Source organism: Streptomyces sp. NPDC055099 (assembly GCF_053607685.1).
In genome coordinates this window covers 1-24,850 of sequence record NZ_JBSGUA010000015.1, presented here as the reverse complement: position 1 = coordinate 24,850, position 24,850 = coordinate 1, and the positions used below count along the sequence as shown (strand labels likewise).

The 24,850-nt window shown below is 71.2% G+C and carries 15 protein-coding genes; 10 read left to right on the top strand and 5 right to left on the bottom strand.

Translation table 11 applies throughout. The features are described 5' to 3' along the window. Positions 1–214 precede the first annotated feature (214 nt). The 3 genes from glgX (at position 215) to ACWFRU_RS30995 (ending at position 5,023) form a co-directional block, all read left to right on the top strand. Positions 215–2,551: a glycogen debranching protein GlgX gene (gene glgX, locus ACWFRU_RS31005; RefSeq protein WP_453691424.1), complete on the top strand. Its 2,337-nt coding sequence runs from the start codon at positions 215–217 to the stop codon at positions 2,549–2,551. Positions 2,552–2,619: 68 nt separating this feature from the next. Beyond that, positions 2,620–3,585 (top strand): LysR substrate-binding domain-containing protein, encoded by a 966-nt coding sequence (locus ACWFRU_RS31000; protein WP_453691423.1) that lies wholly within the window; start codon positions 2,620–2,622, stop codon positions 3,583–3,585. Between the two features lie 73 nt (positions 3,586–3,658). Continuing rightward, positions 3,659–5,023 carry an alpha-lytic protease prodomain-containing protein gene (locus ACWFRU_RS30995; protein WP_453691422.1) on the top strand — a complete coding sequence of 455 codons (1,365 nt, stop codon included), beginning with the start codon at positions 3,659–3,661 and terminating at the stop codon, positions 5,021–5,023. A gap of 9 nt (positions 5,024–5,032) precedes the next feature. Here ACWFRU_RS30995 and ACWFRU_RS30990 read toward each other — a convergent pair whose 3' ends face one another. The 4 genes from ACWFRU_RS30990 to ACWFRU_RS30975 all read right to left on the bottom strand — a co-directional run bounded on the left by ACWFRU_RS30990 (position 5,033) and on the right by ACWFRU_RS30975 (position 8,625). Continuing rightward, the gene (locus ACWFRU_RS30990) at positions 5,033–5,662 is read right to left on the bottom strand and encodes a response regulator (protein WP_453691421.1); all 630 of its coding nucleotides are present in this window, start codon (positions 5,660–5,662) and stop codon (positions 5,033–5,035) included. Then, complete coding sequence (locus ACWFRU_RS30985; protein WP_453691601.1) at positions 5,655–6,890, bottom strand: sensor histidine kinase; 1,236 nt, start codon at positions 6,888–6,890, stop codon at positions 5,655–5,657. Before ACWFRU_RS30985 ends, ACWFRU_RS30990 begins: the two co-directional genes overlap by 8 nt. A 101-nt stretch (positions 6,891–6,991) precedes the next feature. Then, entirely contained in the window at positions 6,992–7,726 is a 735-nt protein-coding gene (locus tag ACWFRU_RS30980; RefSeq protein WP_453691420.1) for an ABC transporter permease, read from the bottom strand. Beyond that, positions 7,723–8,625 (bottom strand): ABC transporter ATP-binding protein, encoded by a 903-nt coding sequence (locus tag ACWFRU_RS30975; RefSeq protein WP_453691419.1) that lies wholly within the window; start codon positions 8,623–8,625, stop codon positions 7,723–7,725. The genes ACWFRU_RS30980 and ACWFRU_RS30975 overlap by 4 nt, the downstream gene beginning before the upstream one ends. 230 nt (positions 8,626–8,855) lie before the next feature. Here ACWFRU_RS30975 and ACWFRU_RS30970 point away from each other — a divergent pair, with 230 nt between their 5' ends. The 4 genes from ACWFRU_RS30970 to ACWFRU_RS30955 all read left to right on the top strand — a co-directional run bounded on the left by ACWFRU_RS30970 (position 8,856) and on the right by ACWFRU_RS30955 (position 17,064). Then, positions 8,856–10,820 (top strand): ABC transporter ATP-binding protein, encoded by a 1,965-nt coding sequence (locus ACWFRU_RS30970; protein ID WP_453691418.1) that lies wholly within the window; start codon positions 8,856–8,858, stop codon positions 10,818–10,820. 86 nt (positions 10,821–10,906) lie between these two features. Then, positions 10,907–12,739, top strand: coding sequence for an ABC transporter ATP-binding protein (locus ACWFRU_RS30965; protein ID WP_453691600.1), 1,833 nt, complete (start codon positions 10,907–10,909; stop codon positions 12,737–12,739). A gap of 358 nt (positions 12,740–13,097) precedes the next feature. After that, positions 13,098–15,155 (top strand): M4 family metallopeptidase, encoded by a 2,058-nt coding sequence (locus tag ACWFRU_RS30960; RefSeq protein ID WP_453691417.1) that lies wholly within the window; start codon positions 13,098–13,100, stop codon positions 15,153–15,155. Between the two features lie 274 nt (positions 15,156–15,429). Continuing rightward, positions 15,430–17,064, top strand: a complete 1,635-nt coding sequence (locus tag ACWFRU_RS30955) for a M4 family metallopeptidase (protein WP_453691416.1) — start codon at positions 15,430–15,432, stop codon at positions 17,062–17,064. A 150-nt stretch (positions 17,065–17,214) separates the two neighbouring features. Here ACWFRU_RS30955 and glgP read toward each other — a convergent pair whose 3' ends face one another. Continuing rightward, positions 17,215–19,845: an alpha-glucan family phosphorylase gene (glgP, locus tag ACWFRU_RS30950; protein ID WP_453691415.1), complete on the bottom strand. Its 2,631-nt coding sequence runs from the start codon at positions 19,843–19,845 to the stop codon at positions 17,215–17,217. 405 nt (positions 19,846–20,250) lie between these two features. Here glgP and ACWFRU_RS30945 point away from each other — a divergent pair, with 405 nt between their 5' ends. The 3 genes from ACWFRU_RS30945 to ACWFRU_RS30935 form a co-directional block, all read left to right on the top strand. Further along, positions 20,251–21,465, top strand: coding sequence for a S8 family peptidase (locus ACWFRU_RS30945; RefSeq protein WP_453691414.1), 1,215 nt, complete (start codon positions 20,251–20,253; stop codon positions 21,463–21,465). Positions 21,466–21,816: 351 nt separating this feature from the next. Then, positions 21,817–24,018, top strand: coding sequence for a maltotransferase domain-containing protein (locus ACWFRU_RS30940; RefSeq protein WP_453691413.1), 2,202 nt, complete (start codon positions 21,817–21,819; stop codon positions 24,016–24,018). Further along, positions 24,015–24,850, top strand: an 836-nt coding sequence (locus tag ACWFRU_RS30935; protein ID WP_453691412.1) for an alpha-amylase family glycosyl hydrolase, incomplete at its 3' end; no start/stop codon positions are given. The genes ACWFRU_RS30940 and ACWFRU_RS30935, both read left to right, overlap by 4 nt.

The window sequence follows — 24,850 nt, the reverse complement described above, 5'->3', positions numbered from 1 at the left end:
GCCAGCGCGGCCCCTGCGCGCCGAGCGCGCCTCGCTACCTGTCTCACGTCCGTCCCAACGACCGTCCCCCTCCTGGGGAAACGTGAGTGCGACGCACACGCTGGGCAGAACAGTGGGGAGGACGGCACGGACCCGCGGGTCCGCGCGTGCCGTCCGGTCGGGTACGCCACCGCCGCCGGGACGCGGCAGGGGTCGAGCCGCAGGAGGCGAATGGGTGTCCAGCGCAGCCGAACAGGAAGCACTCCGGGATGGGCGGCGCGGGACCGGCGCGGCCGCCGTGAACGGGGAGGCCGTTGTCGTGAACGGGACGTCCACGCAGTCGCGCGCCGCTCCTCGGGCCGCCTCGCTCGCGCGCGCGGTGCCCGTGTGGCCGGGGGCGCCGACGCCGCTCGGCGCGCGGTTCCGGGTGGGGCCCGACGGTGTCGCGGGCACCAACTTCGCGCTGTGGGCGGGAGGCGCTCAGGCCGTCGAGCTCTGCCTCTTCGACGACCGGGGCGCCGAGACCCGCGCGTCGCTGACCGAGCTGACGCACGAGATATGGCACGGCTTCGTGCCGGGCGTCCGTCCTGGCCAGCGCTACGGCTACCGCGTGCACGGCCGCTGGGACCCGTGGACGGGCGCGCGCTGGAACCCGGCGAAGCTGCTCCTGGACCCGTACGCGCGCGCGGTGGACGGCGACTTCGCGACGCACGGGCTGCCGCCCGAGGTGTACGGGCATGTGCGGGACTGGCCGCAGCAGCACGTGGCCGACACCGTCAGGGACGACCGGGACTCGGCGCCGTACGTCCCCAAGGGTGTGGTCGTGCACGACGACGCGCCGGACGACGAGTGGGCGGACGACCGGCGCCCGAAGACGCCGTGGGCGGACTCGGTGATCTATGAGGTCCATGTACGCGGCTTCACCAAGCTGCACCCGGGGATTCCGGAGGAGCTGCGGGGTACGTACGCGGGGCTCGCGCATCCGGCGGCGATCGACCATCTCGTGCGGCTCGGCGTGACGGCGGTGGAGCTGCTGCCCGTCCACCAGTTCGCCCACGAGGACCATCTCCTGCGCAGGGGCCTGCGCAACTACTGGGGCTACAACTCGATCGGCTACTTCGCCCCGCACGCGGCGTACGCGGCGTCGGGGACGACGGGTGAGCAGGTCGGGGAGTTCAAGCGGATGGTGCGGGCGCTGCACGAGGCCGGGATCGAAGTGATCCTGGACGTGGTCTACAACCACACGGCGGAGGCGGGCGAGCTGGGCCCGATGTTCTCGCTCAAGGGCATCGACAACCGCGGCTACTACCGGCTTCAGCCGTCCGACGCGCGGCGGTACGCGGACTACACGGGCTGCGGGAACACGCTTCAGGTGGTGCAGCCGCACGTCCTTCGGCTGATCACGGACTCCTTGCGCTACTGGGTGACGGAGATGGGCGTGGACGGTTTCCGCTTCGATCTCGCGGCGGCCCTGGCGCGCTCGTTCCACGACGTCGACATGCTGTCCCCGTTCCTCGCGGTGATCGCGCAGGACCCGGTGCTCCGGCGGGTGAAGCTGATCGCCGAGCCGTGGGACGTGGGCTCCGGCGGCTATCAGGTGGGGGCCTTCCCTCCGCTGTGGACGGAGTGGAACGACCGCTACCGGGGTGCGGTGCGGGACTTCTGGCGGGGCGCGCTGCCCGATGTGCGGGATCTGGGGTACCGGCTCTCCGGGTCGAGCGATCTGTACGCGTGGGGCGGGCGCCGTCCGTACGCGTCGGTGAACTTCGTGACGGCGCACGACGGGTTCACGCTGCGGGACCTGGTGTCGTACGAGCGGAAGCACAACGAGGCGAACGGGGAGGGGAACAGGGACGGGTCGGACGACAACCGGGCCTGGAACTGCGGCGCGGAGGGCGAGACGGCCGATGAGCGGGTGACGGAGCTGCGGCGGCGCCAGCTGCGCAATCTCCTGACGACGCTGCTGCTCTCCACGGGGGTGCCGATGCTGGTCGCCGGGGACGAGATGGGGCGTACGCAGGGGGGCAGCAACAACGCGTACTGCCAGGACAACGAGGTCAGCTGGGTGGACTGGGGGCTGCTCGACGAGCCGGGGTGGGCGGCGCTCTTCGACCTGACGTCCCGTCTGATCGCTCTGCGCCACCGGCATCCCGTGCTGCGGCGGCGGGCGTTCTTCTCCGGGCGTGCGCATTCGGCGGACGGGCTGCGGGATCTGGCGTGGTTCACGGCGCGCGGGACGGAGATGACGGAGGGCGACTGGTACGCGCCGGCGGCGACGCTCGGCATGTATCTGTCCGGCCGTGACATCCCGGGGCGTGACGCCCGGGGCGCGCCGGTCGTGGACGACAGCTTCCTCGCGATCCTGCACGCGGCGGACCGGGCCGGGAGTTTCGTGCTGCCGGGGGCGCCGTGGGCACAGGCGTACGAGGTGGTGGTGGACACGTCCCTGGAGGAGCAGGGGGAGGCGCCCGGCACGGTCCTGCGCGCCGACACGGCGGTCACGGTGGCCGGGCGGTCGGTGCTGTTGCTGCGGGTACGGGAGGGGGCCGCGGAGGCGGGCGCGGGCGGGTGACTCCGGGCGAGGGCATTGGTCCGCACCTGCCCATTGCCGCGGTCCGCCGCACCGGGCAGGCTCGGCGCATGGACCTGGAGTTGAGGCACCTCAAGACGATCCGGGCGATCGCCGACGCGGGCAGCCTGACCAAGGCAGCCACCGTGCTGGGGCTCGCGCAGCCCGCCCTGAGCGCGCAGCTCAAGCGGATCGAGCGCGCCTTGGGCGGGGAGCTCTTCGAGCGGGGACGGCACGGGGTGCGGGCCACCGCGCTCGGGGAGTTCGTGCTGGCCCGCGCCCGGGTGGTGCTGCCCGCGGTCAGCGGCCTCCGGGAGGAGGCGCTGCGGTTCTCCACGGCATGGCAGGGCGACGCGGGGTTCCGGCTCGGCGCGACGCACGGGCCGTTGCTCGGCGCCCTGGTGGACCGGCTCGCCGCCGCGCACCCGGGGGTGCCGGTGACGACCTACATCTCGTGGTCGGAGCGGGAGATCGCCTCCCGCACGGCCGACGGGCGCCTCGACTTCGCGCTGGTGGGCACGTGCGGGGCGAGCGCGCCGCCGGAGAACGAGCTCCTGGTGTGGCGGGAGGTGGCGCGCGACCCCGTCTTCGTCATGCTGCCCACGGACCACCCGCTGGCCGGCCGCCGGGTGATCGATCTGGCGCTGCTCTCCGACGAGGCGTGGACGGACGTGCCGGGCGACGGCTGCTTCGCGGACTGCTTCACGGCGGCGTGCGCCCGCGCGGGTTTCACGCCGTCCTCCGTGTACGAGACGGACGTGGCGTCCTGCGTGCACCTGGTGCAGGTCGGGCGGGCGGTGGGGCTCTGCCGCGCGACGTTCCCGCCGACACCGGGCGTGGTGACCCGCCCCCTCTCGGGATCGCCGTTGTACTGGCGCCATCTCCTGGGCTGGCATCCGGCGACCGGCGCCGACACCACGGCCCCGGCCGTGTACGCCCAGGCCCGCGCGGCCCACGCGGAGGCGACTGCCCGCAGCGAGAGCTACACGGCATGGCTGGCGGCGCCTTCCATAACGTCAGGGCCAGGGGTCAGCTGACAGCTACTGGTGGGCAGTTGAGGCTTCTACGGTGTGGGCGATCCGCTCGCCCTCGACACCGAGGAGATCCCCCGTGCTCCCCATCCACCGCAGACGAGCCGCGGCAGCGGCCCTCGCCGCCGCCGGTGCCCTGGTCCTGGCAGGACTGCCCGGCACCGCGCACGCCCAGGCCGGTCCCCCCGCACCCTCCTCACCCTCCCCCGCCGAGACCGCCGCCGTCGACAGGACATCGCCCGAGGTCCTGAAGGCCATGCAGCGGGATCTCGGCCTCACGTCGGCGCAGGCCGAGGCCCGTCTGGTCAACGAGGCCGAGGCCGGCGCCGTCGCGGGAGCCCTGCGGGCCGCGCTCGGCCGTGACTTCGCGGGCGCCTGGGTGCACGGTGCCACCTCGGCGCGCCTCACCGTGGCCACCACCGACGCCTCCGACGTCCGCGCGATCGAGGCCCGCGGCGCACGGGCCGAGGTCGTGCCGCACTCCGCCGGCCAACTGGACGCCGCGAAGGCCAAGCTGGACCGAGCCGCCAAGAAGGCGGCCACTCGGGACGCTCCCGTCTGGTACGTCGACGTGCGGTCCAACTCGATCGTGGTGCGTGCCGTGCACGCCCCCGCCGCGAAGTCCCTCGTCGCCGCCGCGGGGGTCGACTCCTCCCTCGTGCGCGTGGTGAAGACCAAGGAACGGCCGCGCCCGCTGTACGACCTCGTGGGCGGCGACGCGTACTACATGGGCGGCCGGTGTTCCATCGGCTTCCCGATCACCAAGGGCACGCAGCAGGGCTTCGCCACGGCGGGTCACTGCGGGCGGGCCGGCACCGCGACCAGCGGCTACAACCAGGTGGCCCAGGGCACGTTCCAGGCATCCGTCTTCCCCGGCAGGGACATGGCCTGGGTCGCCACCAACTCCCAGTGGACCGCCACCCCGTACGTGAAGGGCCAGGGCGGGCAACGGGTCGGCGTCGGGGGCTCCACGCAGTCCCCGGTGGGTGCGTCGATCTGCCGTTCCGGCTCCACTACGGGGTGGCACTGCGGCACCATCTCGCAGCACAACACCAGCGTCACCTACCCCGAGGGCACCATCAGCGGCGTGACGCGTACGACGGTGTGCGCGGAGCCCGGCGACTCGGGCGGCTCCTACATATCCGGCAGCCAGGCGCAGGGCGTCACCTCGGGTGGGTCCGGCAACTGCTCCAGCGGCGGGACGACCTACCACCAGCCGATCAATCCGCTGCTCCAGCAGTTCGGCCTGACGCTGAAGACCACGGGCGGCGGCGACCCCGGCCCCGGTGACCCCGAGCCCGGTGGCACGTGGGCCGCGGGCAAGGTCTACGCGCCCGGTGACACGGTCACCTATGGCGGTTCGACCTACCGCTGCCTCCAGGGCCACCAGGCGCAGACCGGCTGGGAGCCGCCGAACACCCCGGCTCTCTGGCAGCGCGCCTGACCCCTCGGGTCAGCTCAGGATGCCGCGGCCGTACGCCGTCGCGACGGCCGCGGCTCGGTCCTTGACGCCCAACTTGCCGTAGATGTGCGTGAGATGGGTCTTGACCGTGGCCTCGCTGATGAAGAGCTCCGCGGCGATCGCACGGTTCGACGTGCCCTTGGCGACGAGCGCGAGCACCTCCCGTTCACGGGTGCTCAGCGCTTCGTTGCCGGGGGCACGCACGCGTGAGACGAGCCGGGAGGCGACCGCGGGCGACAGGACGGTGCGGCCCTGCGCCGCCGCGCGGACCGCGGTGAACAGGTCGTCGCGGGGCGCGTCCTTGAGGAGGTAGCCCGTCGCGCCCGCCTCGATCGCGGGCAGGGTGTCCGAGTCCGTGTCGTACGTGGTCAGGACGAGCACCCGGGCCCGGGAGCCGCGCCGGTTGAGCTCGGCGATCGCGTCGACGCCGTTGCCGCCGGGCATGCGCAGGTCCATCAGGACGACGTCCGGGTCCAGGCGGTCCGCCAGGGCGACGGCCTCGACGCCGTCGGCCGCCTCGCCGAGCACCTCGAAGCAGGGGTCCGAGCGGAACATGCCGCGCAGACCGTCCCGTACGACGGGATGGTCGTCGACGATGAGCACAGTGATCGGATCAGCCATGGCGGACCAACGGTACGCGAGCCGACAGCGCGGTCCCGTGCCCCGGCTCCGATTCGACGGTGAACGAGCCCGCGACGCGTTCGGCGCGCACCCGCATGCCGTCGAGGCCGAAGCCGCCGGAGCCGGTGCGCTGGACCAGGGTGAGCGGGTCGAAGCCGCGGCCGTCGTCCCGTACGTCCAGGGCGACCTCGTCGTCCATGTACGAGAGGGTGACGCCGAGGCGGGTGGCCGCCGCGTGCCGGGAGGTGTTGGACAGGGCCTCCTGGACGATCCGCAGGAGCGTCGCCTCGATCTCTTCGTGCAGCGGCTCGGCGGTGCCGGTGACCGTGAGCGCGGCCCGGACGCCGGTGCGTTCGGACCACTCCGCGACCGTCTTCTTCAGCGCCTCGGGGAGCGCGTCGTGCTCCAGGGCCGTCGGGGAGAGGTTGTGGACGGAGCGGCGGGCCTCGCCGAGGCTGTGCCTGGCCAGGTCCGCCGCGCGGCCCAGGTGCTCGCGGGCCAGGGTCTCGTCGGACGCGGACGCCACGACCTGGAGCTGGGCGATGATGCCGGTCAGGCCCTGCGCGATGGTGTCGTGGATCTCCGCGGCGAGCCTGCGCCGCTCGTCCGCGACGCCTGCTTCCCGCGCCTGGACGAGGAGTTGGGCGTGCAGGGCGGCGTTCTCGTCCATGGCCTCCTGGAGAGCGGTGTTGGCGTGCTCCAGTTCGACGATGGTGGCGGCGGCGTCGCGGGCCCGCTGGTCCTCCTGTGTCGCGAAGTGGGCGAAGACGGCGAGCAGCGCGACGTTCACCGCGAGCAGCCCGCCGAAGACGCCCCAGCCGAGCTCGCCGTCCGGCGGGAGGCCACCGGACTGGGAGCCCGACATGGTGACGGCGGTGAGGAACAGGCCGGGCTTGACCAGGCGCGCGGGGAGCAGCCGCTCGGAGTCGAAGTAGGCGACGACGGCGTAGAACGCGAAGAACGGGTTGATCCAGGTGAGGACGAAGCCGATCGCCCAGCGCAGGGCGTAGTAGCCGGTGCCGGCGGGTGAGGGGCCGGGGCGGGAGGCGGCCAGGGCGCCCCACCCGAGCTGGAGCGCGAGCCCCCCTCCGATCAGGGCCCCCGCCACGTACCAGTCGGCGCGGCTCATGCCGACGACGCCGCTCGTGGCGAGGGACATGACGACGCCGAAGCCCATCAGGGCATAGGGGCCCCAGCGGTGGAAGAGGGCCCACCGCTGCTCGATCATCCTCGTGGCGTCCGCCGTGCTCGTGCTCACCGCCCCAGTGTCCTCGACGGTCCAGGTCACGCCCATCCCCGCTCTCCCGTCACTCCCCCGTCACTCCCCGGTCACTCCCACCGGAACCAGCGCGAGGCACCGGCCGTCAGGGCCACCGTCCACAGCGCGAGGACGCCCAGGTGGACCCAGCCGGGCCAGTCCCCGGCGGCGGCCTCGCCGAGCGCCTGGGAGGCGGCACCGAGCGGGGTGATCTCCACGGCCCGGGCGAGCGCGTCCGGCATGGCCTGCACCGGCAGCCAGACGCCCGCGCAGAACATCATCGGGAAGAAGACGGCGGAGCCGATCGCGGTCGCGGCCTTCGTCGTACGGGAGATCGCGGAGACCACGGCGCCGAGCGCGAGCCCGCACAGGACGGCGAGGAGCAGCGCGATCGCGTAGCCGAAGACCTGGCGCGGCAGGACCACGTCGAAGGCCAGGCGACCCACGGCCAGGGAGAGCAGGGCCGAGACGAGCGCGGCGGCGCCGTGGATGCCCATCTGCGCGCCGAGCACGGCGGAGGGCCGGACCGGCGTGGCCGACATGCGGCGCAGGATGCCGCGTTCGCGGTAGCCGGTGAGGAGCGGCGGCATGGCCTGCAGGCCCGCCATGATCAGCGAGAGCAGCACCGTCACGGGGACGTACACGTCGATCGTCCTGAGCCCGCCGAGGGAGTCCTCGGGTTTCCGGAAGGAGGCGATCGAGCCGAGGATCAGCAGGAGGACCGTAGGGAACGCCATGATCCAGAAGAGGGAGCCCGGCTCGCGACGGAAGATCCTGAACTCGGCCCTGAGTACGGCGGCGTTCATGCCGATGCCCCCGTGAGGTCGAGGAACGCGTCGTCCAACGTGGCGTCGGAGACCCGGAGTTGGTGGGCGGTGATGCGGTGTCTGGCGAGCAGCGTGATGGCGGCGTCGACGGTCGCGTCGGTGCCGTTCAGGGTGTAGCGGCCGTCGCGGTGGCCGACGGAGACCACCTGTGGCAGCGCGGCGAGTTCCCGCTCGTCGAGCGGCGCGGACGGCGTGAAGGACATGACGGTGGAGCCCGCGGCCCGGCTGATGAGGCCCGCGGGGCTGTCGAGCGCGGCGATCCGCCCCTGGTCGATGACCGCGATGCGGTCGCACAGGCGCTGGGCCTCCTCCATGAAGTGGGTCACGAGCAGGACGGTGACGCCGCTGTCCCGTACGTCCTCGATGAGCTGCCAGGTGTCGCGGCGGGCGCGCGGGTCGAGCCCGGTGGTCAGCTCGTCGAGCACGACCACCCTCGGGTTCCCGATCAGGGCGAGCGCGATGAACAGGCGCTGCTTCTGGCCGCCGGAGAGCTTGCCGAAGCGGCTGTCCAGCTTGCCGGTCAGGCGCAGGCGTTCGGCGAGGGGGCGCCAGTCGGCGGGGTGCGGGTAGAACGCGGCGTACAGTTCGAGCGCCTCGCGCACGGTGAGCTTGGCCTGCAGCTCGCTCTCCTGGAGCTGGGCGCCGAGGATCTGCGTGACGCGGTCGTGGTCGGCGACGGGGTCGAGTCCGGCGACGCGGACGGTTCCGGCGTCGGGTACGCGCAGCCCCTCGACGCATTCCACGGTGGTGGTCTTGCCGGCGCCGTTGGGTCCGAGGACGCCGAAGATCTCGCCCTCCTCGACGGCGAAGGACACGCCGTCGACGACGAGACGTCCGCCGTAGGCCTTGCGCAGGTCGTGCACTTCGATGATGGGCATGGGTCGAGCCTCGCCGGTGGGCAGGGGCCGGGGCATCGCCCATCGCGCTCGAAGGGGCATCAGCCGATCGGTTGACCGAGGGGTACGACTTCGCTGGTGCGGGCCCCTCTTTTCAGGGGGCGCGGCCCACTCCCGAGGCGCGCGCGGCCCGGTCCTAGGACCAGGGGATGACCATGGACGGGCCAAAACTCGGTGGGTTCTGTCAGTGGCCATCCGTAGGCTCGCTCCTGATGCCGAAACCAGATGCACCGCCCAAGGAATCAGCGGATCCAGCGGGCGGAAAGTCAGCCGTACGGACGCTTCTGCGCCTGTGGCCGTATGTGCGCCCAGTCCGAACTCGCCTGTTCAGCGCGGCATTTGTGGCCGTCGTCGCGTCCTGTACGGGGCTGGTCTTCCCCCTCGTGCTGAAGTGGCTCGTGGACGGCCCGGTGGCGGACGGGGACTTCGCGGGGGTGTGGCTCGGGGCGCTGCTCCTGCTGCTGCTCGGTGTCGCGGAGGCGCTGCTCTTCGGGCTGCGGCGGTGGCTGGTGGCTCGGCCGCTCGCGTCGGTGGAGGCGTCGATGCGGGCGGATCTGTACCGCCATCTGCAAAGGCTGCCGGTGGCCTTCCACGACCGCTGGGCCTCGGGCCAGTTGCTGTCGCGCGGCACGACGGATCTGATGCTGCTGCGGATGTTCCTCGCCTTCCCGCTGACGTTCCTGGTCGTGAACGGGGCGACGATCGTCGTCGGCATGGCGATCCTGCTGGCGCAGGACTGGGCGCTCGGCCTGGTGCTGCTGACCCCGCTGGTGCCGCTGATGATCGTCGGCGCGTACTTCGAGGGCCGGTACATGGCCGTGGCCCGGCGGGCGCAGGACCAGGTCGGTGATCTGACGACGGTCGTCGAGGAGAGCGTGCTCGGCATCCGCATCATCAAGGGCTTCGGCCGCCACCGCAGTCAGGCGCGGGCGTTCCGCGAGCTGTCGCACACGCTGCGGGGCACGGAGCTCACCAAGGCGCGGCTGCTCGCCGCGATCAACGCGGTGATCGTGACGCTGCCCGAGATCGCGATCGGCGCGGCGCTCGTCCTGGGGACGGTGCAGGTGGCGGACGGCGGCCTGTCCACGGGCACGCTGGTCGCGTTCCTCTCGACGGCGCTCGCGCTGCGCTGGCCGGTGGAGTCGATCGGGTTCCTGCTCGCGATGAGCCAGGAGTCGGCGACGGCCACGGAGCGGTACTTCGAGGTGATGGACGCGGAGCCGGAGTCCTCCACGGAGGCCGGCCGCCCTGCCGCGGGTGGCTCCACCGCGACCGGACTGCGTTTCCACGGCGTGGAGTTCCGTTACCCGGACGCGCCTGCCGGGGCTCCGCCCGCGCTCGACCGGATCGACCTGCACGTCCGCCCCGGCGAGACGCTCGCGCTCGTCGGGGCGACAGGCAGCGGCAAGACGACGCTGACGGCGCTGGTGCCCCGGCTGCACGAGGTGAGCGGGGGCCGCATCACGCTGGACGGCGAGGACATCGCGGAGATGGACCGCGAGCGGCTGCGCACGCTGGTGGCGGTCGCCTTCGAGGAGCCGACGCTGTTCTCCGCGACGGTGGGCGAGAACGTCCTGATGGGGGCGGACGAGGGGGCGGGCGAGGCGGAGTTGTCGCGCGCCCTCGATGTCGCCCAGGCCGAGTTCGCCCACGCCCTGCCGCAGGGTACGGCCACTCAGGTCGGCGAGCAGGGCCTGAGCCTCTCCGGCGGCCAGCGCCAACGCCTGGCCCTGGCGCGCGCGGTGGTGGGCCGCCCCCGCTTCCTGGTCCTGGACGACCCGCTCTCGGCACTGGACGTCCACACGGAAGCCCTGGTGGAAGCGGCCCTGCGCCGCGTCCTGCGGGACACGACGGCCCTGGTGGTGGCCCACCGCCCCTCCACGGTCCTGCTCGCCGACCGAGTCGCCCTGCTCTCCGCGGGCAGGATCACCGCGGTGGGCACCCACCAGGAACTCCTGCGGAGCAACGCGGAGTACGCGTGGCTGATGTCGGGGGCGGAGGCCGCTCCCGCGACGGGGGAAGCGGGGTCTGCGCCCGCGGGCGCGAGGGATCACACCGATGCGGGCCCCGCGTTCACGCCTGCGAAAGACCGGACAGAGACGGACGCCTCGTCCGCACCCCCGGGGGACCGGACAGAGGCGGGCCCCGCGTCCGCGGAAGGGGAGGTTGCCCGATGACCGCTTCGACACCGGCCTCACGGACGGCGGACCCGAACCGAGCCCCCGACACCGGCCCCGGCCCCGGCCCCGGCCCCGGCGAGCAGATGACCGAGCAGCCCGCCGCAGGTGGTGGGGCCCTCGATGACTTCGATCGGGATGCTCTTCCCGCCCCGCCCGGCGCCACCTCCGCCCTGCTGCGGTCCCTGCTCTCGCGTCTTCGCGGGCGCGTCGTCCTCGCGGCCGTGCTGCTGCTCCTCCAGCAGGCCGCCGTGCAGGGCGGGCCGTTGCTCGTCGCGTATGCCATCGACAGCGGGGTGCCGGCCGTCCGTGCCGACGACTACGGGCCCCTCGTCGCCATCGGCATCGGATATCTGCTGTGCGCGGGCGCCTCCGGCGGCTTCCAGTACGCGTTCATCGTGGCCTCCGCCCGCGTCAACCAGGACGTGCTGCTCGATCTGCGCGGACGCATCTTCCGGCACGCGCAGGCCCTCAGCGTGGACTTCCACGAGCGGTACACCTCGGGGCGGCTCATCTCCCGCTCCACCACCGACGTGGAATCCCTGCGGGAACTCCTCAGCGAAGGGCTGCAGGAGCTGATCACCGTCATCCTGTCCTTCGTCTACATCTCGGCGATGCTGCTCTGGCTCGACCTGAGCCTCGGCGCCATGGCCGTAGCGTCCTTCGTGCCGCTCTACCTCCTCGTACGCCGCTATCAGCGCCGCGCGGGCCCCCTCTTCGGGGAGCGGTCCACGGCGATCGCCTCCGTCATCGTGAAGTTCGCCGAGACGATGAACGGCATCCGCCCGGTCCGCGCGTTCCGGCGCGAGCGCGCCAACGAGGCGGAGTTCGGCGTACTGAACCGGCGCCACGAGCGGGCCAACGGCGACGCCATGCTGGAGATGGCGCGTTACGTGGTCGGCTCCCGGCTCGTCGCCAACACCGCCGTGGCCGGCATCGTCCTGTGGGGCGCGTACCGCGTCACCGACGGCACCCTCGCGCTCGGCGTCCTCGCCGCCGCCGTGCTGTACCTGCGGCGCCTGTACGACCCGATCGACCGCCTCGGGATGTTCCTGAACTCCTACCAATCGGCCGCCGCATCGCTCGAAAAGGTCGCCGGGCTGCTCGCCCAGACCCCCTCCGTACCCGAGCCGCTCCCGGGCCGCGCCCGGCCACTGCCCGCCCTCGCCTCCGAACACCCGGGCCGCGAGGTCGACTTCGACGGCGTACGGTTCGCCTACCGGACCGGCGGCGAGGTCCTGCCCCGCTTCGACCTGACGCTGCCCGCCGGGCAGACCGTCGCCGTGGTCGGCTCCACCGGCGCGGGCAAGTCCACGCTCGCCAAGCTCCTCGCCCGCTTCTACGACCCGACGGACGGCCGGGTCCTGCTCGACGGCGTCGACCTGCGCGACCTCGCCAACGCCGAGCTGCGGCGCGGTGTCGTCATGGTGACCCAGGAGGCCTTCCTCTTCTCCGGGACCGTCGCCGAGAACATCGCCATCGGCCGCCCCGACGCCACCCGCGAGGAGATCGAGCAGGCCGCGAAGGCCATCGGCGCGCATGACTTCATCGCGTCCCTGCCCGACGGCTACGACACCGACGTACGCAAGAGGGGCGGCCGTATATCCGCCGGTCAGCGCCAGTTGGTCGCCTTCGCGCGGGCGCTGCTCGCCGACCCGGCGGTGCTGATCCTGGACGAGGCGACCAGCTCGCTCGACATCCCGGGCGAGCGGGCCGTGCAGCGCGCCATGCACACGGTGCTTCGCGGGCGGACCGCCGTGGTGATCGCCCACCGGCTCTCCACGGTGGAGATCGCCGACCGGGTGCTCGTGATGGAGCACGGCCGCATCGTGGAGGACGGCACCCCGGCCGAGCTGATCGAGGGCAGCGGGTCGTTCGCGGACCTGCACCGGGCGTGGCGGGACAGCGTGGTGGGCTAGCCGAACAGTTCAGGCCGACTCCCGTGTCCGGCCACAGGGTACGGAATCAGCCACGCCGCTCCGGCCCGGCGGCGCGGGGCTCTCGTCGAACAATCGGGAGCCCCTCACCTCGGGCGGCCCCTCCGTATATCGAACGTGAACCACCGGGCAGCGGACCATTTCCGGCCAACTCTTGACGCACCCCTGACAAACAATGCGCGCCAGTGCCACTCTTCCCCTCGATTCCCAGCGACACCTGGAACCACCCCGCTCGACCCCTGAATTCCAGCTCCACGTTCTGCCTTGTTCTGCCCGGACGGCACGACCGCGCCGCCCGGTCCCCCTGGCCGCGTATCCCGCGGCCACGCAGAAGGAGTCCGTGTTGAGAAGCACCTCTCACAGACCTGCCTCCCACAGACGCGCCACCGCCGCGGGCGCCCTGACCACCGTCGCCGCACTCGTCGCGGTGGCCTTCCAGACGGGCCCGGCATCCGCCGACGACCCCGCGATATCGCAGTCCAAAGCCCCGGCCGCCGCGAAGATAGGCAAGGCCGACCCCGGTTCCCTGCCCGTGAAACTCACCCCCGCCCAGCGTGCGGCGCTCCTCAAGGACGCCAACGCCACCAAGGCGGAGACGGCCAAGGACCTGGGGCTCGGCGCCAAGGAGAAGCTCGTCGTACGTGACGTCACCAAGGACGGCGACGGCACGACGCACACCCGCTACGAGCGCACGTACGACGGACTGCCCGTACTCGGCGGCGACCTGGTGGTCGACGAGGCGAAGTCGGGGAAGACCGAGGGCGTCACCAAGGCCGCGAAGGCGCAGCTCAAGGGCGTCGACACCAGCGCCGAGGTGAAGGCGGCGACCGCCGAGAAGCAGGCGCTGAGCGCGGCGAAGGCCGAGGGGTCGAAGAAGACCGACGCGGACCGCGAGCCGCGCAAGGTCGTCTGGATGGCCGAGGGTGAGCCGACCCTGGCGTACGAGACGGTGGTCGGCGGGCTGCAGCACGACGGCACCCCGAACGAGCTGCACGTCATCACGGACGCGGCCACCGGCAAGAAGCTCTTCCAGTGGCAGGGCATCGAGAACGGCACGGGCAACACCCAGTACAGCGGTCAGGTCACGCTGGGAACGGCGCAGTCGGGGTCCAACTACACCCTGACCGACACCGCTCGCGGCGGCCACAAGACGTACAACCTCAACCGCGCCACGTCCGGCACCGGCACGCTCTTCTCGGGCGCCGACGACGTGTGGGGCAACGGACTGCCCTCCAACCTGGAGACGGCAGGCGCCGACGCCCACTACGGCGCCGCGCTGACCTGGGACTACTACAAGAACGTGCACGGCCGTTCCGGTATCCGGGGTGACGGCGTCGGCGCGTCCTCGCGGGTCCACTACGGCAACAACTACGTCAACGCGTTCTGGTCCGACGCCTGCTTCTGCATGACGTACGGAGACGGCGCGAACAACGCCAAGCCGCTGACGTCCATCGACGTGGCGGCCCACGAGATGACGCACGGCGTGACGGCGGCCACCGGCAACATGACGTACAGCGGTGAGTCCGGCGGCCTGAACGAGGCGACGTCCGACATCTTCGCGGCGGCCGTGGAGTTCCACGCCAACAACGCGCAGGACGTGGGCGACTACAACGTCGGCGAGAAGATCGACATCCGCGGCAACGGCACCCCGCTGCGCTACATGGACAAGCCGAGCAAGGACGGCTCGTCCAAGGACTCCTGGTACTCGGGCATCGGCAGCATCGACGTCCACTACTCGTCCGGTGTCGCCAACCACTTCTACTACCTCCTGAGCGAGGGCAGCGGCGCCAAGGTGATCAACGGCGTCTCGTACGACTCGCCCACCTCGGACGGCCTGCCCGTGACCGGAATTGGTCGTGACAAGGCGTCGCTCATCTGGTTCAAGGCGCTGACGACGAAGTTCACCACGACCACCAACTACGCGGCGGCCCGCACCGGGACCCTCGCGGTGGCCGGTGAGCTGTACGGCACCAGCAGCGCCGAGTACGCGGCGGTGGCCCACGCGTGGGCCGGCGTCAACGTCGGTGCTCGGCCCGGCGGCGGCGGTGGCACGGACTTCGAGAACACCACCGATGTCGCCATTCCGGACCGCGGCGCGGCCGTGACCTCGTCCATCAACGTCACCGGCCGGACGGGCAACGCGCCCTCCGCCCTGAAGGTCGGCGTCGACATCGTCCACACCTGGCGCGGTGACCTGGTCGTGGACCTGGTGGCCCCGGACGGCTCGACCTACCGCCTGAAGAACTCGAGTTCGTCGGACTCCGCCGACAACATCCAGGAGACCTACACGGTCAACGCCTCGTCCGAGGTGGCCAACGGCACCTGGAAGCTGAAGGTCCAGGACGTGGCCGCGCAGGACGTCGGCCGCATCAACAGCTGGAAGCTGACGTTCCCGTAAACCGGTAGGCACACACACCGACTTGCGCCGCTCCGGGTGGATCGACTCCCCGGAGCGGCGCAGCCATGCGCGCAACTCCCCGTTCGCATTGCGTACATGGACCTTCGCTCAACGGACGAATTCCGGCCAACCTGCGGTCAGGTACCTGACATGCGCCTGGCCCAACTGACACTCTTCCCTCGCACGACACAACAGAACATCTGTACACCCGCACCGCATCTTTCAGCCCGGACAGCTCCCCACGCCGTCCGGGCCCCCCACAGAAGGAGCATGCGTGACCCCCCACATATCCCGGAAGCGCTCCACGCTGGCCATCGCCACCGCCGTCGCCGCCGGAGCACTCCTCGCCGGCGGTCTGACCACCGGAGCCTCCGCACAGCCCGACCAGGCCGCGGCCCCTTCCGGCGCGCCCGTCGCGCTCTCCTCCACCGCCCGCGCCGGCCTGCTGCAGGACGCGAACGCGGAGAAGGCGGCCACCGCCGAGAAGATCGGCCTCGGCGGGAAGGAGAAGCTCGTCGTACGCGACGTCGTCAAGGACCGTGACGGCACCACGCACACCCGCTACGAGCGCACCTACGACGGCCTGCCCGTCCTCGGCGGCGACCTGGTCGTCCACACCGCCAAGAGCGGCTCGGTCAAGAGCGTGACCAAGGCGGCCAAGGCCACCATCAAGGTCGCGTCCACCTCCGCGAAGGTCGGCGCCAAGTCGGCGGCGAAGTCCGCCGAGTCGACCGCGGCGAAGTCGGGCGACACCAAGAAGGCCGACGCGCAGACCCCGCGCAAGGTCGTCTGGGCCGCGTCCGGCAAGCCGGTCCTCGCCCACGAGACCGTCGTCACCGGCGTCCAGAAGGACGGCACGCCCAGCAAGCTGCACGTCATCACCGACGCGGCCACGGGCAAGAAGCTCTTCCAGTACCAGGCCATCGAGAACGGCGCGGGCCACAGCCAGTACAGCGGCGACGTCGAGGTCGGCTCCAAGAAGGGCTCCAGCGGCTTCGACCTGACCGACGACTCACGCGGCGGCCACTCGACGTACGACCTGGCCCACGGCCAGAGCGGCGAGGGCAAGCTCGTCACGGACGACGACGACACCTGGGGCACCGGAAAGCCGGAGGACGCCCAGACCGCCGCCGTCGACGCCGCCTACGGAGCCCAGTTGACCTGGGACTACTACAAGGGCGTGCACGGTCGCGAGGGCATCAAGGGCGACGGCAAGGGCGCGACCTCGCGGGTCCACTACGGCAACGCGTACGTCAACGCCTTCTGGGACGACAGCTGCTTCTGCATGACGTACGGCGACGGCGAGGGCGACAAGAAGCCGCTCACCTCGATGGACGTAGCGGCGCACGAGATGACGCACGGCGTCACGGCCGCGACCGCCAACATGGAGTACAGCGGTGAGTCGGGCGGCCTGAACGAGGCCACCTCCGACATCTTCGCGGCGGCGGTCGAGTTCAACGCCAAGAACGCCGAGGACGTGCCCGACTACATGGTCGGCGAGAAGATCGACATCAACGGCGACGGCACGCCGCTCCGCTACATGGACAAGCCCTCCAAGGACGGCAACTCCCTGGACAACTGGAGCGCCGAGGCGGGCAACGTGGATGTCCACTACTCCTCGGGCATCGCCAACCACTTCTTCTACCTGCTGTCCGAGGGCAGCGGCGCGAAGGAGATCAACGGCTTCAAGTACGACTCCCCGACCGCCGACGGCTCCAAGGTCGAGGGCATCGGGCGCGACAAGGCCGAGAAGATCTGGTTCAAGGCCCTGACGACGTACTTCACGACGACGACGGACTACAAGGCGGCCCGCGAGGGCACCTTGAAGGCGGCGACGGACCTGTACGGCGCGGACTCGGCCGAGGCCAAGGGCGTGGCGGCGGCCTGGACGGGCGTGAACGTCAAGTAGCTCCCCCGACGCCGGACGGGCTGATGTGTCAGCCCGTCCGGCGTTTGAGGACGAACTCGGCGGAGCCGGTGATCAACGGCAACCAAGGCCGCCGCGCCAGAGCGGGTTTTCGGGAAGGGGCGGGGTTGGGGAAAGCCCCGCGGGGCCGCCCTACCGCAACAACACCCCCGCAGCCTCCCCCGTCCCCTCCGAAGGCACCGCGACCAGCCCCAACTCGGCCCCGCTTGCCAGCAGCCGGTGGGCCGGGAGAATCCGCACCGTGTAGCCGAACGGTCCCGTGCGGTCCAGGGACAGCGGCCCCTCGTAGAGGCGGCGGCCCTCCGCGTCGGGTCCGCCCACCGGCTTCAGCGGAACCGGACTCGCCTCCGCGATGACGTCCTCGGGGTCGACGCGCCCCGCGATCGTCTGCACCTCCACGTCGTCCGGCGTCAGGTCGCCCAGATGCACGCGGACCCGCAACGAGACCGTGGCCCCCAGTTCGGCGGTGGCTCCCGTCGCCGAGGCCTCGACATGGTCGACGACGACCCGCGGCCAGGCGGCACGCACCCGCGCCTTCCAGTCGGCGAGATCCGCCGCGGCGTCCGCGTCCAGCGTGCGGTGCGCCCGCGCGGCGGGGACGTACAACTGCTCCACGTAGTCCCGCACCATCCGCCCGGCGAGCACCTTCGGGCCGAGCCGGGTCAGGGTCCGGCGCACCATCTCGATCCACCGGTCGGGCAGGCCCCCGGGTCCCTGCTCGTAGAAGCGGGGCGTGATCCTGCGCTCCAGGAGGTCGTACAGCGCCGCGGCCTCCAGGTCGTCCCGGCGGTCGTCGTCCGTCGCCGCCCCGTCCGCCGTGGGGATCGCCCAGCCGAAGTCCGGCTCGAACCACTCGTCCCACCAGCCGTCCAGGACCGACAGGTTGAGGCAGCCGTTCAGCGCGGCCTTCATCCCGCTGGTCCCGCACGCCTCAAGGGGGCGGAGGGGGTTGTTCAGCCAGACGTCGCACCCCGGATAGAGCTTCTGCGCCATCGCCATGCCGTAGTCGGGCAGGAACACGATCCGGTTGCGGACCCGCGGATCGTCCGTGAAGCGCACCAGCTCCTGGATGAGCCGCTTGCCCCCGTCGTCCGCCGGGTGCGCCTTGCCCGCCACGACGATCTGGATCGGCCGTTCCGGGTGCGTGAGCAGCTCCATCAGCCGGTCGCGGTCCCGCAGCATCAGCGTCAGGCGCTTGTACGAGGGGACGCGGCGCGCGAAGCCGATCGTCAGGACGTCCGGGTCGAGCACGTCGTCGATCCAGCCCAACTCGGCGCTCGCGGCGCCCCGTTGACGCCAGGACGCGTACAGCCGCTGCCTGACCTCCGTCACCAGCTGGCCGCGCAGCTCGCGCCGCAGCTCCCAGATGTCCGCGTCCTGGATCTCGGCGACCGCGTCCCACCGGTCGGAGCCGCCCACCGACAGCGCGTCCTCCGTGCGCTGCGCGCCGATCTGCCGGGCGCCGAGGCGGAACACCTCGGGAGCGACCCAGGTCGGGGCGTGCACGCCGTTCGTGACCGAGGCGATCGGCACCTCCTCGGCGTCGAATCCCGGCCACAGGCCCGCGAACATCTCGCGGCTCACCTTGCCGTGCAGGGTGGAGACGCCGTTGGCGCGGCGCCCGAGCCGCAGGCCCATCACCGCCATGTTGAAGAGGTTGGGCTCACCGCCGGGATACGTCTCCATGCCGAGGCGCAGTATCCGCTCGACGTCGATGCGGGGCAGTTCGGCGTCCGGGCCGAAGTGCCGGGCCACCAGCTCACGGTCGAAGCGGTCGATCCCGGCGGGGACGGGCGTATGGGTGGTGAAGACGGTCCCGGCACGCACGGCTTCGAGCGACGCGTCGAACTCCACCCCCTCTTGCGCCAGTTCGTGAATCCGCTCAAGTCCGAGGAAGCCCGCGTGGCCCTCGTTCGTGTGGAAGACCTCGGGCTCCGGGTGCCCGCTCAGCCGGCAGTACGTCCTGATGGCGCGCACCCCGCCGATGCCGAGCAGCATCTCCTGGAGCAGCCGGTGCTCGCTGCCGCCGCCGTAGAGCCGGTCGGTCACCTCGCGGGCGCCCGCGTCGTTCTCCTCGACGTCCGAGTCGAGCATGAGGAGCGGTACGCGCCCGACGCTCGCCTGCCATACGTGCGCACGCAGCGAACGTCCGCCGGGCAGGGCGATCGCGACCAGGCTCGGGGTCCCGTCCGCCTCGCGCAGGAGGGTGAGCGGCAGCTCGTTCGGGTCGAGCACCGGGTAGGTCTCCTGCTGCCAGCCGTCGCGGGACAGGGACTGGTGGAAGTAGCCGTGCCGGTAGAGCAGCCCGACCCCGATGAGCGGAAGCCCGAGGTCGCTCGCCGCCTTCAGGTGGTCGCCCGCGAGGATGCCGAGCCCTCCGGAGTACTGCGGCAGGGCGGCGGTGATGCCGAACTCGGGCGAGAAGTAGGCCACGGCGCGCGGAAGCTCACCCCCGCGCTCGGCGGCCTGCTCCTGATACCAGCGCTCCCCGGTGACGTACTCCCGAAGCCCCTCCGAGGCCTCGCCGAGACGCCGCAGGAAAGCCTCGTCCCCCGCCAGCTGCGCGAGCCGGGCGGGCGACACACCACCGAGCAGGCGCACGGGGTCGCACCCGGCCGCGGCCCACTGCTCGGGGTCGACGGCCTCGAACAGATCACGGGTTCCGGAATGCCAGGACCAGCGCAGATTGCGCGCCAGCTCCGAGAGCGGGATGAGGGGTTCGGGAAGGGCGGGACGTACGGTGAATCGACGGATGGCCTTCACAGCGACTCCACCTCTGCGGGGGATGCGTTACCTATCGACCTACGCGTAGACGGTAGCGGTGCCCGCCCCTTCGCAACCACGGCGCACGGACGCGCACGGCAAAGCGGCCGACATCGGACCGGGGCCTGACCAGGGCCGGACCGGCGGAAAACGGACCTCGTGCTACCGGCGGTCACCCCGTGGTCCCGCACCTGTCGGAGGCATCCCGAATCCGTCCGGAAATCGGCGCAACCCTCACAGCACCCCCACGGGCGGTATGGCCGATTCCCCCACGCCGTGTGGTCTTGTAGGCCCTCACGCCGCACGAGAGGCTGCCAAGTGGCGCTCGTGGAGGATACGGGGAATCCGGCACAGACCGCTCCAACTCCGCGAGTCGCATGTCAAGTTGGGGAGGGAAACCAGCGTATGACTCTGTCGCGAACGAAGCGTCTGCGGTGGGCCGGGGCCGTCACCGCCGCCAGTACGGCGGTGGTACTTTCGGCCATCACGCTGCCCGCACACGCCGATCCCGCCGATCCCCCGCTCGGGGAGATACTCGGCGCCGGTGAGCCCGGTTCCATCAGCGGGAGTTACATCGTCACGCTCAAGGGCGGGACCACCGCCCCGTCGGAGGCGGGCAAGGGCCTCGCCGCGAAGTACGGGGCGAAGATACGTCACACCTACAGCACCGCGCTCAACGGCTATGCCGTTCAGGCCGGTTCGGCACAGGCCAAGGAGCTCGCGGGTGACCCCAGGGTCGCCTCCGTCTTCCAGGACAGCACCGTGTCCCTGGACCGGACCCAGGAGGACCCGTCTTCCTGGGGCCTCGACCGGATCGACCAGAGGAACCTGCCGCTCGACCAGTCCTACACCTCCCCCGAGTCGTCGGGGCAGGGTGTGACGGCGTACGTCATCGACACCGGAATCCGTGCCTCGCACGAGGACTTCGGCGGCCGCGCGAGCAGCGGCTGGGACTTCATCGACAACGACGCCACGGCGCAGGACGGCAACGGCCACGGCACGCATGTGTCGGCGACCGTCGCGGGCGAGAGCCACGGTGTCGCCAAGAAGGCGGACGTCGTGGGCGTCCGGGTGCTCGACGACGCGGGGTCGGGTACGACCGCGCAGGTCATCGCGGGCATCGACTGGGTGACGAAGAACGCGAAGAAGCCCGCCGTGGCCAACCTCAGCCTCGGCGGCACGGCCAACGCCCAGCTGGACGCCGCCGTACGCAACTCCATCGCGTCCGGGGTCACTTACACGGTCGCGGCGGGCAACGACGGGCTTCCCGCGTTCCTGTTCTCGCCCGCCCGCGTGAAGGAGGCGATCACGGTCGGCGCGACCGACGTCAAGGACGCCAAGGCGAGCTTCTCCAACTGGGGCGCCGGCCTTGACCTGTTCGCGCCGGGCGTCGGCATCACCTCCGCCTGGAACACGGACGACAGCGCCACGGACACCATCTCGGGCACGTCCATGGCCTCGCCGCACGCGGCGGGCGCGGCGGCCCTCCACCTCGCCGAGCATCCGGCGGCCACCCCGGCCGAGGTGAGCAAGGCACTGACCGACCAGGCGGTGCCGGGCAAGGTGACGGGCGCCGGCCTCGGCTCCCCGAACAAGTTGTTGCAGGTCAACAACCCGTAGAGCACGACGCAGCACAGAACCGGCCCCGCCGCACATGGCGGGGCCGGTTTCGTGTGTGCGGGTGCGGCCTTGCCTCCTGAGCGATCCCGAAGCACCCTCGATAGGACGCCGGTCTTGTTATGGGGCCTTACGCATCAGTAGGCAACAAAGCGCCGGATTGCCCACCCGAAGTTGGCGGGAAGGCTCCCCCGGTACGCACACGGCTCAGTACGGTCAGTCACGACGCGGTACGGCAGTCATGGCTCGGAACGGCAGTCACGGCTCAGTCACGGCCACAAGCGCGGCACGCAGTCGCTGAACCCCTCCAGAACCCCGAATCCGCCCACTCAAGTAACGCGGACAGGAGCGGTAATGCCCTCAACTCGCCCGTCGGCGACGCCCTCGGGAAAAGCCTCGGGAAAGGCCTCCACAAGAGTGCCCACACCCCCGGCACCACAGCAGGACGCGCGGGATCAGCAGAACCCGCCGGACCCACGGGATTCGCCCCCCTCCCCTACCCGGCCCGGCACCCTCACCGGCCGCATACCCGTCCTCGACATCGCACCCCTCGTCCACGGCGGGCGGCGGCCCGCCAAGGCCGTGGTGGGTGAGACCTTCCAGGTCACCGCCACCGTCTTCCGCGAAGGGCACGAGGCGGTCGCCGCCAACGTCGTCCTGCGCGACCCGCGGGGGCGCCCCGGGCCATGGACGCCGATGCGCGAGCTGGCCCCCGGCACGGACCGGTGGGGCGCGGACGTCACCCCGGACGCGGAGGGGCACTGGACGTACACCGTCGAGGCGTGGGGTGATCCCCTCACCCAGTGGCGCCACCACGCGCACATCAAGATTCCGGCGGGCATCGACACCGAACTGGTCCTGGAGGAAGGCGCCCGCCTCCATGAACGCGCCGCGGCCGCGGCCCCGGTGAGCGATCGCCCCACGCTCAGCGCCGCCGTCGAGGCCCTGCGCGACACGGCACGCCCCGCCACGGCCCGCCTTGCCGCCGCCCTCACCCCGGAGGTGGACGCGGTCCTCGCGGCGCATCCGCTGCGCGAACTCGTCACGGAATCCGAGCGGTTGCCGCTGCTGGTGGAGCGGGAGCGGGCCTTGTTCGGGTCCTGGTACGAGTTCTTCCCGCGCTCGGAGGGTGCCGTCGTGCGGGAGGGGCAGCCGCCGACGTCGGGCACCTTCAACACCGCCGCCGAGCGGCTTCCGGCGATCGCCGCGATGGGCTTCGACGTCGTCTATCTGCCGCCCATCCACCCCATCGGCACGACCTTTCGCAAGGGGCCCAACAACTCGCTGTCCCCCGGACCCCACGACGTGGGCGTGCCCTGGGCCATCGGCTCCCCCGAAGGCGGCCACGACGCGATCCACCCCGACCTGGGCACCCTGGAGGACTTCGACGCCTTCGTGCGCCGCGCCCGCGACCTTCACCTGGAAGTCGCCCTGGACTTCGCCCTGCAGTGCTCCCCCGACCACCCCTGGGTGGACAAGCACCCCGAGTGGTTCCAGCACCGCGCCGACGGCAGCATCGCCTACGCCGAGAACCCCCCGAAGAAGTACCAGGACATCTACCCCCTGGCCTTCGACCGCGACATGCCCGGCCTGATCACCGAGACCGTACGCCTGCTGCGGTTCTGGATGGACCACGGCGTGCGTATCTTCCGCGTCGACAACCCGCACACCAAACCCGTCGTCTTCTGGGAGCAGGTCCTCGGCACCATCAACGAAACCGACCCCGACGTCATCTTCCTGGCCGAGGCCTTCACCCGCCCCGCCATGATGCGCACCCTGGCCGCCATCGGCTTCCAGCAGTCCTACACCTACTTCACCTGGCGCAATGCCAAGAATGAACTGACGGACTACGCGCGCGAGTTGGCGGGCGAGACCGCCCACTACCTCCGGCCGAACTTCTTCGTCAACACCCCGGACATCCTGCACGCCTACCTGCAGAACGGCGGCCGCCCCGCCTTCGAGGCCCGCGCGGTGCTCGCCGCGACCCTCGCGCCGACCTGGGGCGTCTACAGCGGCTACGAACTCTGCGAGAACGCCCCGGCGCGGGCCGACAGCGAGGAGTATCTGAACTCGGAGAAGTATCAACTGCGCCCGCGTGACTGGGAATCCGCGGAGCGCACCGGCTCCACCATCGCGCCCCTCATCACCACGCTGAACCGCGTACGGCGCTCCAACCCCGCCCTGCGGCGACTGCGTGGCCTGCACTTCCACCAAACCGACCAGGAATCGGTGATCGCGTACTCGAAGACGGCCGGTGGCAAGGACGGATCGAACACGGTTCTGGTGGTCGTGAACCTCGACGCCCACCACACCCAGGAGGCCACGGTCTCGTTGAACATGCCGGAACTCGGCCTCCACTGGCACGAGTCCGTGCCGGTGCGCGACGAGCTCACCGGCTACACCTATCACTGGGGCAGGGCCAACTACGTGCGCCTTGGTCCGGGCGGCGCGCATGTGTTGCTCGTCGGCCGGGGGCCCGGGGATTTCCCCCCGGATGAGCACAGCGGGACCCTGCGACCGTCCTCACCGTTGATCGGAGGGTCACCCACACCATGATCATCAACGAGCCCGTCCAGGACACATTCGAGGACACGCCCGCCAAGGACCGCGACCCCGAGTGGTTCAAGCGCGCGGTCTTCTACGAAGTCCTGGTCCGCTCCTTCCAGGACAGCAACGGCGACGGCATCGGTGACCTCAAGGGCATCACCGCCAAGCTGGACTATCTGCAGTGGCTGGGCGTCGACTGCCTGTGGCTGCCGCCGTTCTTCAAGTCGCCGCTCAGGGACGGCGGTTACGACGTGTCGGACTACACCGCGGTCCTTCCGGAGTTCGGCGATCTCGCCGACTTCGTGGAGTTCGTGGACTCCGCGCATCAGCGGGGCATGCGCGTGATCATCGACTTCGTGATGAACCACACCAGCGACCAGCACCCGTGGTTCCAGCAGTCCCGCAGCGACCCCGAGGGCCCCTACGGCGACTACTACGTCTGGGCGGACGACGACAAGCAGTACCAGGACGCCCGCATCATCTTCGTCGACACCGAGGTCTCCAACTGGACCTTCGACCCGGTGCGCAAACAGTACTTCTGGCACCGCTTCTTCTCCCACCAGCCCGACCTCAACTACGAAAACCCCGCCGTCCAGGAAGAAATCATCTCCGCCCTGCGCTTCTGGCTCGACCTGGGCATCGACGGCTTCCGCCTGGACGCCGTCCCCTACCTCTTCGCCGAAGAGGGCACCAACTGCGAAAACCTCCCCCGCTCCCACGGCCTGCTCAAACGCGTCCGCGCCGAGATCGACGCCCACTACCCCGACACCGTCCTGCTCGCCGAGGCCAACCAATGGCCCGAAGACGTCGTCGACTACTTCGGCGACTTCAAAGACGGCGG

What these genes read in the sequence shown, in the direction of transcription:
- ACWFRU_RS30990 (WP_453691421.1), bottom strand. Translation starts at nt 5,662, where the DNA reads ATGGCTGATCCGATCACTGTGCTCATCGTCGACGACCATCCCGTCGTA.
- ACWFRU_RS30940 (WP_453691413.1), top strand. Translation starts at nt 21,817, where the DNA reads ATGCCCTCAACTCGCCCGTCGGCGACGCCCTCGGGAAAAGCCTCGGGA.
- ACWFRU_RS30985 (WP_453691601.1), bottom strand. Translation starts at nt 6,890, where the DNA reads ATGATCGAGCAGCGGTGGGCCCTCTTCCACCGCTGGGGCCCCTATGCC.
- ACWFRU_RS30970 (WP_453691418.1), top strand. Translation starts at nt 8,856, where the DNA reads ATGCCGAAACCAGATGCACCGCCCAAGGAATCAGCGGATCCAGCGGGC.
- ACWFRU_RS31000 (WP_453691423.1), top strand. Translation starts at nt 2,620, where the DNA reads ATGGACCTGGAGTTGAGGCACCTCAAGACGATCCGGGCGATCGCCGAC.
- ACWFRU_RS30965 (WP_453691600.1), top strand. Translation starts at nt 10,907, where the DNA reads ATGACCGAGCAGCCCGCCGCAGGTGGTGGGGCCCTCGATGACTTCGAT.
- ACWFRU_RS30945 (WP_453691414.1), top strand. Translation starts at nt 20,251, where the DNA reads ATGACTCTGTCGCGAACGAAGCGTCTGCGGTGGGCCGGGGCCGTCACC.
- ACWFRU_RS30975 (WP_453691419.1), bottom strand. Translation starts at nt 8,625, where the DNA reads ATGCCCATCATCGAAGTGCACGACCTGCGCAAGGCCTACGGCGGACGT.
- ACWFRU_RS30980 (WP_453691420.1), bottom strand. Translation starts at nt 7,726, where the DNA reads ATGAACGCCGCCGTACTCAGGGCCGAGTTCAGGATCTTCCGTCGCGAG.